Genomic DNA, 14,186 nt, shown 5'->3' with positions numbered 1-14,186 from the left:
GGAGTAAGAAGATGGAAGCTATTAATAATATCAGTAGTTCTCAGGTGAACAGTGTCAATAATAGTGTTGATATTGTAACTGACAAAATCCCCACACCGACAACACATGAAGCTGCTATTCAACAGTCGGAAAAAACCAGGCTCACGGATAAGGTTGAATTGATTGTACCGAAACAGGGTTTCGATCCCAGTCGCTTAGGAAATGTCGGACAAGAATTAAATAATACGCTAGATATGATGTCGCTGCTGTTTGAGATTGCAAAGAGGATGCGTGAACTGGGTATTTTGCAGCGTGACACTGAAAATAAAGCGTCCATTGATGCTCAGAAGTCACAAGTGGATGAGATGCGACATAGCGCCAAATTGATGATTGCTATGGCAGTGGTTTCAGGCTTAATGACGATTGGTTCGGGGCTGATAGGTGGTTTTTCTTCCGCTAAAAATAGTCAAGCGATTAAGCAGCAGAAGACGTTGGAAGGTAATATTGCTGGTCGTAACGAATTAATTGATCTTAAGTTGGAACAGCTAGGTAAGAGTAGCGATGCGGATCGGGCAGCAATTGGTAGAGTATGGAATGTAGCACAAGATGCTGACAAGAGTGCTCTGAAATCTATTACCTTGGTTTTTGAAAGTCGTAACAGTAAGCAGCAGTTCTTAAGTTCAGTGATGAAATCTTTAGAGAGTATGTCCAATAATTCGGTGCAGGTAGAACAGGGACTTTCTCAGGCTAAAGCTAAAGAACATGAAGTGGATTCATCTATTTCTCAACATGAAAAACAGAAGAGTGAAGATCAGATCTCATTGAATAACAACTTCATGAGAGAGGTTTTGCAATTGATACAGCAGCTTTATCAGAGTCATGTCCAAGCATGGCGCGCGGCGACTGGCGTGGTGTAATGCTAGCGAATAAGTCTGAGTGCACCGAGAGGTGCGCTCTTATCGATGGATGCTGCTATTTAAGCTCGTTTTTAAAATCTACTAATAGCGTTAAAGGTAAAAGTATAGAAAAGCGAAAATACCCAATTAAGATTTCAATCTTTGACAGGCAGAACGTGTTAAGGAAAAAAAGCACGCGTCTATGCTCTGGTGTTTGGTTTTTGATAATCACCGGAGTGACCTTTTTATTAAAAGAATTGCCCTTGAGTGACAGAGGCACAAAAGATGATGGTAGTAAACTGGCCCCCTTTTCTGCGGGAGTAACCCGTTTGTTTGACCATTCGGTAGTTCAAGTTGGTCTGATTGCCTTCTCTAGCAGGAGTAACCCATGATGGATGTGATAGCCATCGTCAACCAAGTTTTGTCTGAATTTGCTGTTAAATTCGGCTTGCCGCACCTGGCTTTAAATCATGAAGGTGTGGCCGCTCTCTGTTTTGATGAGCACCTTCACCTCTCTTTGATCTTAATTCCTGAACGCGACCAGCTCGTTTTACAGATAGATGTAGCTGATATTACTGCGGTTGGAGAAGGGATTTTCCGTCAATTAGCCAGTTTTAATCGTCATTGGTATCAGTTTGATCTTCATTTTGGTTTTGATGAGTCAACGCTAATGGTACAGCTTTATCGGCAGATGTCAGCTAGTCGGCTAAATTTGGCTCTCTTTGAAGAAAGCCTTTCAAGTATGTTAGATCATGCTGAGTTTTGGCAGGAGTTATTGCAAGCTCAACTTCCGGCTGACTCTCAACAGCGCGAATCTTTGGGAATGCGAGTATGAAAATTGAAAATTCGTTACCCATTCATTTAACAAGCGTGCCCCATGAAAATAATAGTCTTTGTTGCGGCCGTCGGGTTACTTTGGGACACATACCGCAAAATGTTAATGAGCCACTTTCTGTGGTGCTAAGTAGAGGTCTTGTCGTAGGGCTTGAACATGAGACAACATTGCAGCGTTTGTTGGATGGGCAGCATACTCCGTTGTCACAACGTAGGATCAGCCAGCCGTGACCAAAATAGGGCTGGTCTTGTTGTGCTTGCTGATTACTGGTTGTGTCAGTGAAGTAGTCAAGCATGATGCATCACGGTTGATTGAGGGAGATGTGACCATGCCGGTTTCTCTGCCTAAAACGGCAGACGTTGAGGTGTCGTTGCTTACTGTGGTTGAAGGTAAAGTATTGACAGTGGGTGAGATGTATTATCGCTTGGACATGTTACCCCTCACTTTTTCTATGCGTTTAAGCCCACAGTTTTCTCATGGTGAGTTATTCTTAAAGGCCCGTTTACGTTGGGATGGGAAACGAGCGATACAGGCGAAAAGTCAACAACGAGTTGTTGCAGGAAAAAGAATTATAGTGCAATTGTCTCCTTTACCGTGTTATCCAGAATGTTTATGAGTTTTAAATATTTCTCCATTAATAAATAAGGCAATAATTATTGCCTTTTAAATTTTTAAATGCCATTTGATTATAGGTTAAATAAGAGTAGCATCTACTATAATATCTATTTTAATATTATTTTCTAATTGGTCATGATAAGCTTTACATCTATTATATTATTATAGCTAGTAAATATAGTTAATGTTTTTCGCCCTTCTCTATTGTTTTATTCTATTTCTTATTTTTGATTACATTTGTTTTTTTACCTTAAAATATTTAATTGTATTTATATGTGTAAGATTACAGTAATCTTAGTAAATCAAAAATATTCTGTTGATTTTATCTGCTACATTTACCGATTTATTTAAACTGTTCCAATAGGTTTGGATGAATGTTTCTATCTTTACAAGAGACGGTAATGTGTAAATTACAGATATATTCTTTCATCATTATCACACTTAATCATCTGCTTTTTTGATGAAAATTTTAATCCCATCTATAACTGATGCTTAAAATATTGTATGGTCTGTGAATAGCAATGGGGAAAAGGCACATTTTTACTATGAAAATAATGTTCTTATCAAAAACAACTAATTCATTAAAAGGACTATAGATGTTTCAGTTTGATATTACTATCATTATCCCACTATTTAATAATGAAAGTTATATAGCCTGCTTGTTAGATTCAATATCTGTGCAAGAGAATGTTAATTTTGAGGTTGTTATTATTAATGACGGCTCAACGGATAATAGCTTAGGAGTAATTAATGAATATAAAAAAAGAGATAATAGAATACGGATCTTTAATCAAGAAAACCGTGGTGTTTCAGTAGCTAGAAATCATGGCATAAAATATGCAAGAGGAGAGTGGGTTTTATTTATTGATAGTGACGATTGGCTGAAACCGCAAATATTAAGAAAATGGCTTGATCAAGCTATTGCACAGAAATTAGATGTGTTAATTGGCAATGGAGTTAGTTTCACAGAAGAGCCATACTTACAGGAGAATAAAAGAATAACACGTAGACAACCTTATGGCAGGGTATTAACGGGTAAAGAGTGGATAGAGTATTGTGTTGAATGTAGAGAATGGCCACATTTTGTTTGGTTACAACTTATTAAAAAGGAGCTGATTATAAATAACCAGCTAAGTTTTAAAGACAATACCCTTCACGAAGATATTTTATGGACCATTAATTTGTCACTTATCGCGAATCGAATTGGCTTTTGTGAGGAGTTATTATATTGTTATCGACATAATTTGGAATCAATAACTCGCTCAAAAGAAATTAAAAAATTATATCATCGGGCTGATAGCTATATTACTGTAGTTGATTCAATTATTAACATCTCAAAAGAAATTAAAGGTGAAAAGTCGTTAAGAAGATCACTGAGCCGTCATGCAATACGAGAGGTTGGCAGTTTTTTTATTTTGTATAGAAAAAGGATAAAAGATCCTGCCTTAAAAAAATTACTTGCGAAACGTTTTATTGAAAAAATTGCTTTGAGAGATTTATTGCCAGGTGTACATAATTATCATGAATTGTGGTTCATTATACGTTGTAATCTAATATTAGTATTAAGGAGATTTATGGGCTAGTGGCTATGATATGTTAGATGCTCTATTTTTTAATTGTTTTCACCTGATTACTTTGTCATTTCACAATCTATTGGGAAGGGTAATCCAACATTTAAGTTGGCGGTGAGGATATAAAATATTTTGGATATAATTGTTTGTTTGAGTAACAAAAATCTTCCTGTGAACGTTCATTTTTCCAGGTTAAATGATTGAAAATATCAGCATATATTTAGGGGTATTTGCGCAAATTGATAGAAACAAAGGTTTTTATATTAGAAAGATGGAGAAGTGATTTAGCCTTGATTTAGCGTTTATTTTGTTTTTAAATGAATCAGCAGAAATGAGATCACTATAACAAGATAAAAATACATTCCAGATTTTAAGTACACGGTGATCATGTTGATACTTGAAAGTAACAGGTTCAAGGCGAAGTAATAATTCTTTGCTTTTGATTGAAGGATGGATTATTGGGAAATTAAAAAATAGATAGAATATGGTTTCTTGTAGAATAATAGCTAACAGAAAGAGTATTGTTTAATTGGAATAGTTAATGCCTTAATAAATTATGTATCTGTTAATTATTATTATTCCCTTATACGTAATGACATACAACCAGAGTTTGTTGATGAGCTCGATATTATACTAAATGTAAGTAATCACCTTATAAAATTTAAGGCTGCGCTATGTGTGGCCTTTTCTTATTCTACTGATTTCGCAGTATTCCTATTAACTGAAATTTAAGGCTACACGGCAGCCTATGGATTCCCATTATATGAATGGGAGTAAAGGATGAAATACATGGATAAACAGCCTGACATCTGGATGCAGCTATGGGTATGGTTGCTGTCAGTCAAAGAACAAGGTATAGGAGCGGCACTGGCTGCCGCAATGGCTTATCTCAGAGGTCGATATAACGGCGGTAAATTTTGGACGTCAATTATGGATTCTATTATGTGTGCCATGATTGCTTGGTTTATCCGTGATGTGTTGAATTTTTTTGGTATGAGCACGGACTTGGCTTACATCGGCAGTGTCATTATTGGTTATCTGGGAACTGACTATTTTGGTCAGATCTTAAGAAAAGTTGTTAATAACAAAACAGGTAATAAACAGTAGGAGTGAATTATGAGCAGAGGTATTCGAAATAATAACCCTGGCAACATTCGTTGGGGTGATGATTGGCAAGGTTTGGTACCAGAATCACAACGTACCGACAAATCTTTCTGCCAGTTTGTCAGCCCTGAATATGGTATTCGGGCAATGATTAAAATTCTGCATAATTACAATCGGAAATATGGTCTTAAAACAGTGAAAGGTATCATTTCACGATGGGCTCCCCATAATGAAAATAATACTGATGCTTATATTAGCCATGTATGTAAAGACACTGAAGTGACTTGTGATCAGGTTGTTGATGTATTTAATGAAGTATTTATGACAAAGCTTCTTAAGTCCGTTATTACCATGGAAAATGGTAGTCAGCCTTATAGCAATGCGGTCATTGATAAAGCTTTTTCACTTTTGTAGAGCGATATTATGAAGTTTAACTCTCATGGTTATACTGTTATTGCACTAGCGCTTGTCTCGCTTCTGGCTTACCACTATTACGGTAAGTATACCAAACAGCTTGATACGACAGTTAAGCTACAGAGTGAGTTGCTGGAGCAGCAGAATGAAATCGTTAATCAGCAGGAGCGGATAAGGCTCCTGTCTGAACTGGATAATCAGCATACAAAGGAGCTTGCTAATGCGAAATCTGAAATTGATGTGCTTCGCAACGATGTTGCCGCTGGTCATCGCCGGTTGCGCATCGCGGCCACCTGTAATCAAGGCAAAGCCGGTTCCTCCGGCAGCGTGGGCCATGCAGTCCCCCCACGACTTAACCCAGCAGCTGAACAAGATTATTTCGATCTCCGAAGAATGATTGTTGAGAACGAACAGCAAACGAAATACTTGCAAGAATATATCAAAACTCAGTGTCAATAGCTGAGTTTTGATAATGTTATTGCGTAATATAAAACAACGTAGGTATGGGTTGGTTATTAGGGCAAGTATGCTTAAGGTCGATTAATAATCAAACAGGGAATACTGTGTTTTGTAACACAACCCGATAACCATCAATATCTTCGAATGTTTTACCATCAATATCCCAATATGGGTTGTAAGAGGGGACTGCAATAAAGCCAGCGTTTCTCATTAATGATATCTGCTCTAACCATTCTGAATGGTCTGATATATAGAAGGCCAATAAATTGTCCTGCGTGGGGGATCTTCCTACTGTTGTGCCACGATGATGGGTAAATTCGAGATGCCAGAGATGGTTTGGATGCCCTAGAATAATACCATCAAAATTTTCATGATCTTCGAATTGCTCCAGGATAATAAATCCTAAACCTTGGCAGTACATTTCAGAAATTTTAGTTAAGTTGTCAGTTGGTCTGGCGATTCTTAGTATGGTTGATTTTTTCATGGTAATCCCAGTTGATAAAGTTTTTGTGGAATATGCCCAATTCTCAGATCTTCTATTGCTATATAAAACAATCGATAATGGTAGTTGATAAAAGAGAAAAGTACAAAGTGGTGAGCTTCAAAATTAAAACAATCTAAAAATATTCGATACTACCGAGCTATTATTTATAATATGGCAAAATTTATGGTTTTATAATTGGCGTTTTTTGATAGGTTAGTTGGTTGTTTTTTTATTTTCTATCATCTTAATTACTAAAGTCTCTTATATGAACACGGATTTGATGTAAGTAGGTCCGTGTTTTTTCACAATGTTATCGAGAGTATGTATTCAGTTCCGATAAATTCTGATAAATATCTTCACTATTATTTTATGGGTCGCTCTTACTTTCTGTTTGCAATAATATCTTATAAGATATATTAAATAATAAAATAATTAATAAATTTACTACCTATTATTTAATGGCCTGAATTTTTCAAAGCCATTAAGTTGATTTCTATTGTTTTTACCAAGTGATACGACCAGTAGCCTAGTGTCTTGTGGCCCTTAAGCAAAATTTTTATATTATATTATATTTTATTATATTATAATCTAGTTTTGTTAGGGAGATTATAATTAATACTATTTTCTGTATTCTTTTTTGTTTATTATTTTTTAAGGATAAATTTCTGATGAATATTAAGGAATTAATTATAGTTCTGGCGTTGTCCTGTTCTACACTATTAGGTGGTTGTACTGTTGTGCCTGGGAGTGGCCTTACTGTTTATAATAAAGAAATAATCAATGATGATGATAGTAACTATGATATTAATAATTTGGTAAACGTTTATCCAGTAACACCACAGTTAATTGAAAAGTTACGAGTGAATTCTGCTATTGCACGTCCTAATCCTGAATTAGATAAAGAGTTACAACAGTATGAATACCGTATTGGTGTGGGGGATGTCATTATGGTTACTGTTTGGGATCATCCTGAATTGACGATACCAGCCGGGCAATACCGTAGTGCCAGTGATACGGGAAACTGGGTGCATTCTGATGGAACGATTTTTTATCCCTATGTTGGTAAACTTCATGTAAAAGGGAAAACGGTCACTCAGGTGCGCACAATGATTACTGATAAGTTATCGAAGTACATCGAATCACCTCAAGTTGATGTTAATATTGCTGCTTTCCGTTCACAAAAAGCCTATGTAACAGGTGAAGTTGCCAGGTCTGCTCAACAACCTATCACTAACGTTCCTTTAACCATTATTGATGCGATCAACCATGCTGGCGGCTTAACCGAAAATGCTGACTGGCGGAGGATCATTTTGACTCATAAGGGAAAAGAGACGATTATTTCTCTTCAAGATTTAATGCAGAATGGTGATCTAAAGCAAAATCGTCTGCTCTATTCTGGCGATATTTTATACATTCCTCGTAATGATGATTTGAAAGTGTTTGTTATGGGGGAGGTCAAAAAACAGACTACTCTGCGTATGGATCGCAGTGGAATGACTTTGACTGAAGCATTGGGTAATGCCGAAGGTATAGATCAATTATCAAGTGATGCTAATGGCATTTTTGTCATCCGCTCATTGCGTAATGTAACTGATAATAAAGGGAAAATAGCCAATATCTATCAGCTCAATGCGAAAGATGCAACGGCGTTGGTGTTGGGAACTGAGTTTAATTTGCAACCTTACGATATTGTCTATGTCACCAGTGCTCCAGTCGTTCGCTGGAATCGGGTTATTAATCAGTTGGTGCCAACGATATCAAGCATTAATAGCCTGACTGAAACAACTAAGTGGATTCGTAAGTGGCCGAATTAATGTTTAATTCTATTCTGGTCGTTTGTGTGGGTAATATCTGTCGATCTCCGACAGGAGAGCGTTTATTGCGGCAGATATTTCCCCAGAAAGAGATTTATTCTGCGGGGATATCTGCTTTGGCTGGTAATCCTGCAAATGAGCTTTCAAGTAGGGTTGCGGCTAAGTATGGATTGTCCTTGGATGGACATACAGCACGTCAGCTAACCAGTGAATTATGCCAGCAGTCAAGCTTGATTTTGGTTATGGAAAAAAGACATATTGAAGCTGTAAATAGGATAAATCTAGGAGTCAGGGGGAAAACAATGCTTTTTGGCCATTGGTTAAATAAAATGGCAATTCCCGATCCATATAAGTCTGATATCGAGGTTTATGAATATGTGTATCAGTTATTATTTGAGAGTGCTAATAGTTGGCTTGGGAAATTATAACTTATAAGTATTTTCAAATTCTGGGTTTTCTATTTTTCATTACTTATCAATAAAGTAATTATAGGCTTTTTATGACTACATCAGATAAATCAAGTCACACTCATACGGATAGTGATGAAATTGATTTAGGCCGTCTTCTTAGTGCCTTATTCGATTATCGCTGGGTGATTGGTGGAATCACTCTATTGTTTACCGTTATTGGCCTTTGTTATTCCTTGATTGCAACTCCGATATACAAGGCAAATTCTTTATTGCAGGTTGAAAAGAGAAGTAGAGTATTGCCTTTAATCGGCGACATGGCGGATATGCTTTCTGGGAGACCGTCAGATACATCGGCAGAATTGGAGTTATTAACTTCCCGAATGATATTGGGAAAGACGGTAAAGGATCTAAATTTGGATGTTCAGGTTACTGCGGATTATTTTCCTGTGATAGGTAAGGGAATTGCCCGTCTCCGTGGTATGCCAAAACCAGATATTGTTATTAAACATTTTGCAGTATCACCCGAATATATGAACAAAGGGATAAAAATATATGTTGACGATTCAGAAAATTATCGGTTGCTGTTTGATGATCAGGTTTTCCTCGGGCAAGTGAACAAAGTATTTGATACTGATGGCATAAATTTGCTTATCTCAAATATTTCAGCTTCTCCAGGGCAAAGTTTCACGTTGGTTAAACGGGGGCAATTGGGTGTTATTCGTGGGTTGCAACAAGCTTTGCGGGTAAAAGAAAAAGGTAATAGTACAGGTATTATTTCGCTTGAAATGGAAGGTGATGATCGTGCAAGAATAAAGTCAATACTGGATAGTATTGGTAAAAATTACTTGCAACAAAATGTGACAAGAAAGATGGAAGAGGCTGAAAGTAGTCTTAATTTCTTAAAAAATCATTTACCTAAAGTTAAAATTGAGCTCAATCGTTCTGAGGAGTTGCTTAACCAATATCGTCAAGCGAATGAATCTATCGATTTATCACTTGAAGCAAAATCGGCTTTGGAGACATTGGTCCAAATTGAGAAACAGATTAATGAGTTGACTTTCAAAGAAGCTGAATTACAGCAATTGTATACTAAACAACATCCTGCTTATGTTGCGTTGCTTGATAAACGTAAGACTTTGGTTGATACCAAAAAGGAGCTGAATCAGTCAATCAAACGGTTACCTAAAACACAGCAGGAAATTTTACGTTTGACCAGAGATGTTCAAGTTGGTCAAGAAATTTATGTGCAGTTACTCAATAAACAGCAAGAGTTGAACATCTTGAAAGCAGGGACAGTGGGTAATGTACGTATTATTGATGAAGCTATTGTAGAAAATTCAGCGGTAAAACCGAAGAAGTCACTGATTATTGTATCTATGATGGTATTGGGGTTTATATTGTCTGCTGGATTGGTTTGCATACGAGTCATGTTTCGTAAAGGAATCGAAAGCCCTGAACAATTGGAAGAAATAGGTGTTTCTGTTTATGCCACTATTCCACTATCTGGGACTCAGATTAAACTTGAACAACAACAGAAAAAGCGAACTCATCGTCATAAATTACGGTTATTAGCGATTCAAGATCCCACAGATTTAGCTATTGAAGCATTACGTAGCCTTAGAACAACCTTGCATTTTTCAATGATGGAATCTGCAAATAAAATTATTCTTCTTTCAGGTTCTGCGCCTGAACTAGGAAAATCTTTTATTTCAGTAAACCTTGCTGCTGTATTGGCATTAAGTAATAAACGTGTGCTTTTAATCGATGCAGATATGAGAAGAGGTCGTTTACATAAGGTGTTGGAAAGTCCTCAATCTCTGGGGCTGTCTGAATATTTGGCTGGTCAGCATCAGATAAAAGAGATCATTACCAGAACTTACCTTACTGAGCTTGATTTTGTTAATCGAGGTGTTATTCCGCCTAATCCGTCGGAATTACTTATGCATAACAAGCTTAAAGAATTATTATCTTGGGCAGAAGAGCATTATGATTATGTCTTGGTAGATACTCCTCCTATTTTGGCTGTAACTGATGCTGCGATTATTGGGAGATATGCAGGAACTTCATTGTTAATTGCTCGTTATCATAAAACAAGGGTTAAAGAAGTTAATATTGCTATTCGCCGGTTTAGACAAAATGGCATTCATGTTAAAGGTGTGTTGCTAAACGCGGTAGAGAAGAATTCTGGTCTCTATTATGATTATGGCGGATGTTATCAATACAGTTATAAGGATTGATCACCTTTCTCCGGCTTGTGGGGCCGGAGAAATTTTATCAATGAGATCTTATTTCCTTTCATATGTTTCTTCATAGTCAGTCAGTTCGTTCAATTTAAGGGAAAATGGATCATTTTTCCTTTCATCTTACAAACATAGCTATGGTGAAACCCAGAGACTTTTCTTCTGGCGACTTTATGGCTTTACAGTTGTAGAATACCGTCATAAGATGTATTTTAAATGTAGTTTATGGTCAGGGAACCTTCTATGAGCGACCTCATTTGTTATAAACGAATACCAATCTGGCAGAAAAATACTATTCCTGAAATGTTCACTGAAAGACATAACACTAAAGAAGGGACTTACGCTTGTCTTGAGATCTTTGAAGGTGAACTGGAATTTGTGATTTTCGATGGTGATCAGGAAGAAACCGCTTATTTTAATGTGCAAAAGCAGCCTCCCATTATTCAGCCACAGGTCTGGCATAAAATTAAATGGGTGAGTGATGATATTAAGTGCCAGCTCTCTTTTCTATGTGAACCACAATATCTGTTTTATAAACAAAATAATTTGTCATTACCTCACTCTGAAATTAGATATCTGGCAAATATTATTTCTCCTTGTAAGACATTAGATCTGGGGGCTGGTCGTGGCCGGAATACTTTCTATCTGGCAGAAAGAGGTTATGATGTTACAGCCGTGGATATTAATCCACAATATATTAACGCAATTAATGCTATTAAAGAAAAACAGCGGATTAAAAATATCTGTACGGCTGTTTATGATATCAACTCTCACAATATTATCGAAAAATATGATTTAATTATTTCAACGGTGGTGCTGATGTTTCTGCAACGGGAAAAGATCACCGATATTATTTACAATATGCAGAAACAGACGAATAAAGGTGGTATTAATCTGATTGTTTGCCCGGTTGAAACAGATTCTGCGCCATATTCATTATTGCCATTCAAAAGTTTCCTCATGTCAAGTGAATTGGAGAATTATTATTCTGACTGGGAAATTATTAAATATAATGAAAATCCTGGTCATCTTCATAAAACAGATGAAAATGGTAATAGAATAAAATTAAATTTTGCTACGCTTATTGCCAGAAAGCGATGAAACATTTATACCCGTTATTTTTCAAGTTGCCTCTTTGTTGGCTGAGCTCACTCACCCCGGTCACATAGTTTGCTATGCTCCCGGGGATTCGCTCCCTTGCCGTCGCGATCCATCTTGAAATCCATAGGGTATATGCCTGTTTTTATCATTAAAAGTTAATCGCCGATTTGCATGATTTCGTTATATCGTTGCTGGTCCCGGTACATTTGCAGATAGACCTGATATTTGGCTTGATGAAATGAAAATGTCTCTTTTTCCGGTTTGATAATGTTGCCGTCACTTACCATCGATTTCGCTGCTTGAGCGAAGTCGGTAAAGGAACCACAAGCAACGGCACCAAGCAAAGCAGAACCAAGATTGACAGCATCCTCTTCCTGAGTGAGATGGATTTCGCGCCCGGTGGCGTTGGCATATTCACGTAACCATAGTGGGTTTTTAGTTGCGCCGCCACACATCACTAGCCTGTTTATCTTATGACCTGCTTCTACTAATGCATCAATAATATGGCGGGTGCCATAAACGATAGATTGCAGCGTTGCCAAGTAATGGCGGGCCAGAGTATCACGGCTATCTGCCAGCGTCAGCCCGCTTACCACTCCTTTGGCATTAGGGTTTGCCCTTGGTGAGCGGTTGCCGTGATGGTCACCTAAAATATGAAGTTGTGCGGTCGGGTATTTTTCTTGCTTTTCTAACTGTGCGACAGCTTCATTCAGTAGTTGGTAGTAATGGTGACCAGATTCCTTAGCTTCGATTTCTAGCTCCAGCCAGTTATTGTGTTGACGAATTGACCACTCAACTAATGAACCGGCGGCGCTTTGTCCACCTTCGTTGAGCCAATAACCGGGTAGCATAGCGCCGAAATAGGGGCCCCAAACCCCTGGAACCATGACAGGATGAGGACTGACAATCATATGGCAGTTTGAGGTGCCGCTGATAATGGCCAGACTGCCCTCTGGATCGGCGCCAGCCAGGGCCAATCCGCCGGCATGAGCGTCAATAATACCACTGGCGACGATGACCCCTGTGTGCAGCCCAAAATCTTTAGCCACTTCAACAGTCAGGTAACCTGCTTTTTCGCCAAGTTCAATGATGGTAGACGGAACTTTATTTATTAAATCTTCTAACCCCACATCATAAAGTAGTTTTTCGCTGAACTGTTTTTGATGAGCCAAATAGTTCCATTTACAAGTGAGCGTGCAAATACTGGCTACATCAGCGGCAGTTGATTTCCACACCAAAAAATCAGCTAAATCAAAGAAACGCCAGATATCCTGATAACGTTGAGGAAAGTGGTTTTTTAGCCATAAGATTTTCGGTAGTTCCATTTCAGGGCTGATTTCACCACCTACATAGCAGAGTGCAGGATCATTGGTTTGATTTATCGTGATGGCTTCTTTGATTGCCCGATGATCCATCCACATGATGATATCGTGTTCAGGATTGCCATTTTCAGCCACAGAAAAAGGACGTCCTTCTGTTGCTACCGCGACTAATGAACAGGTGGCATCAAAGCCGATTGATTTAACATCAATAGGATTAATATTTGCCAGTGCAATAGCTTCTCTTACTGTTGCACATACTTGCGCCCAGATATCAGTAGAAGATTGTTCAACAAAATTAGCTTTTGGGTGAAATTGTTGGATAGGGCGAGCAGAAAATGCGTGCCGTTTGCCGCGTTGGTCAAAAACCGCAGTGCGGACACTGGCGGAGCCAACATCAACACCAATGAAATATTGTTGTTCCACCATGAGGTTCTCTCTCATTCATTAATCCAGGAGGATAAAATGAGTTGAGTGGAACAATAAAACAATGAGGTTATTCAGTTATTGTGAAGCGGCTCGAAAAAGATTTAGTGGTTTTATGATGATAGAAAGATATCACATATATTTTCTATTACTCTTTTGGTTGATGTATAAACCCATTCCAGAATAGGGATTTATTTCTTAAAAAATCGATTTTAAAAATAATATTAATCAGTTTACTAATGAGCAAAAAATGGAGTGTAAAGGATAATGTTCTGTTGTTTTACTTTAATGATTGGAAAGAGTTAAATGTTTCGGTAAATTATTTTGATTAAGAGAGTGGTTTATACGTAAATATTTTTTAATATATTTGGCGTGATAAATTTTTGAATGTTCTAATCTTAAAATTCTATCGAGTGATATCACTCACAAGTATTAAATCTTTTTCCATTTTTACGAAATTTTTTCTCGCATATTTTCTGTAAATATTCTTTATTAAATTGCTGCGCATATGTTGTTATT

15 protein-coding genes are annotated in these 14,186 nt (G+C 37.4%); 13 read left to right on the top strand and 2 right to left on the bottom strand.

The genetic code is table 11. The annotated features are described in order from the left end of the window. The first annotated feature begins 11 nt into the window (after window positions 1–11). From EAE93_RS10380 to EAE93_RS10345, 9 genes are all read left to right on the top strand, one after another. Window positions 12–896: a YopD family type III secretion system translocon subunit gene (locus EAE93_RS10380; RefSeq protein ID WP_214039618.1), complete on the top strand. Its 885-nt coding sequence runs from the start codon at window positions 12–14 to the stop codon at window positions 894–896. Between the two features lie 242 nt (window positions 897–1,138). Beyond that, a complete protein-coding gene (locus EAE93_RS25065; protein WP_256448142.1) occupies window positions 1,139–1,267 on the top strand; it encodes a hypothetical protein in 129 nt (42 codons plus the stop codon). Then, a complete protein-coding gene (locus EAE93_RS10375) occupies window positions 1,264–1,710 on the top strand; it encodes a type III secretion system chaperone (protein WP_269468834.1) in 447 nt (148 codons plus the stop codon). The genes EAE93_RS25065 and EAE93_RS10375 overlap by 4 nt, the downstream gene beginning before the upstream one ends. After that, on the top strand, window positions 1,707–1,940 hold the full coding sequence (locus tag EAE93_RS10370; protein WP_214039617.1) for a T3SS regulon translocated regulator ExsE family protein: 234 nt from the start codon (window positions 1,707–1,709) through the stop codon (window positions 1,938–1,940). Before EAE93_RS10375 ends, EAE93_RS10370 begins: the two co-directional genes overlap by 4 nt. After that, complete coding sequence (locus tag EAE93_RS10365) at window positions 1,937–2,326, top strand: YscW family type III secretion system pilotin (protein ID WP_214039616.1); 390 nt, start codon at window positions 1,937–1,939, stop codon at window positions 2,324–2,326. Before EAE93_RS10370 ends, EAE93_RS10365 begins: the two co-directional genes overlap by 4 nt. A 595-nt stretch (window positions 2,327–2,921) precedes the next feature. After that, on the top strand, window positions 2,922–3,908 hold the full coding sequence (locus EAE93_RS10360) for a glycosyltransferase (protein WP_214039615.1): 987 nt from the start codon (window positions 2,922–2,924) through the stop codon (window positions 3,906–3,908). Window positions 3,909–4,676: 768 nt separating this feature from the next. Next, a complete protein-coding gene (locus tag EAE93_RS10355) occupies window positions 4,677–5,003 on the top strand; it encodes a phage holin, lambda family (RefSeq protein ID WP_036775333.1) in 327 nt (108 codons plus the stop codon). 9 nt (window positions 5,004–5,012) lie between these two features. After that, window positions 5,013–5,414, top strand: coding sequence for a structural protein (locus tag EAE93_RS10350; RefSeq protein WP_036809100.1), 402 nt, complete (start codon window positions 5,013–5,015; stop codon window positions 5,412–5,414). Window positions 5,415–5,423: 9 nt separating this feature from the next. Further along, window positions 5,424–5,873, top strand: a complete 450-nt coding sequence (locus EAE93_RS10345; RefSeq protein WP_036775337.1) for a lysis protein — start codon at window positions 5,424–5,426, stop codon at window positions 5,871–5,873. Window positions 5,874–5,961: 88 nt separating this feature from the next. On the opposite strand, the gene EAE93_RS10340 is transcribed toward EAE93_RS10345, so the two are convergent. Continuing rightward, complete coding sequence (locus EAE93_RS10340; protein WP_036809103.1) at window positions 5,962–6,357, bottom strand: VOC family protein; 396 nt, start codon at window positions 6,355–6,357, stop codon at window positions 5,962–5,964. Between the two features lie 668 nt (window positions 6,358–7,025). On the opposite strand from EAE93_RS10340, the gene EAE93_RS10335 reads away from it, so the two are divergent. From EAE93_RS10335 to tehB, 4 genes are all read left to right on the top strand, one after another. Continuing rightward, complete coding sequence (locus EAE93_RS10335; protein WP_040150157.1) at window positions 7,026–8,171, top strand: polysaccharide export protein; 1,146 nt, start codon at window positions 7,026–7,028, stop codon at window positions 8,169–8,171. Next, window positions 8,171–8,599, top strand: a complete 429-nt coding sequence (locus tag EAE93_RS10330) for an arsenate reductase/protein-tyrosine-phosphatase family protein (protein ID WP_036809197.1) — start codon at window positions 8,171–8,173, stop codon at window positions 8,597–8,599. Before EAE93_RS10335 ends, EAE93_RS10330 begins: the two co-directional genes overlap by 1 nt. A 71-nt stretch (window positions 8,600–8,670) precedes the next feature. After that, on the top strand, window positions 8,671–10,818 hold the full coding sequence (locus EAE93_RS10325; RefSeq protein ID WP_036809109.1) for a polysaccharide biosynthesis tyrosine autokinase: 2,148 nt from the start codon (window positions 8,671–8,673) through the stop codon (window positions 10,816–10,818). A gap of 246 nt (window positions 10,819–11,064) precedes the next feature. Next, window positions 11,065–11,922 (top strand): SAM-dependent methyltransferase TehB, encoded by an 858-nt coding sequence (gene tehB / locus EAE93_RS10320; protein ID WP_214039614.1) that lies wholly within the window; start codon window positions 11,065–11,067, stop codon window positions 11,920–11,922. Between the two features lie 155 nt (window positions 11,923–12,077). On the opposite strand, the gene EAE93_RS10315 is transcribed toward tehB, so the two are convergent. Next, window positions 12,078–13,667, bottom strand: coding sequence for an FGGY-family carbohydrate kinase (locus EAE93_RS10315; protein WP_214039666.1), 1,590 nt, complete (start codon window positions 13,665–13,667; stop codon window positions 12,078–12,080). Window positions 13,668–14,186 lie beyond the last annotated feature (519 nt).

Origin of the sequence: Photorhabdus akhurstii (genome assembly GCF_018448925.1) — a bacterium.
GTDB lineage: Bacteria > Pseudomonadota > Gammaproteobacteria > Enterobacterales > Enterobacteriaceae > Photorhabdus > Photorhabdus akhurstii.
The sequence above is the reverse complement of the archived record's forward strand: the minus strand, read 5'-3'. Positions and strand labels throughout refer to the sequence as shown.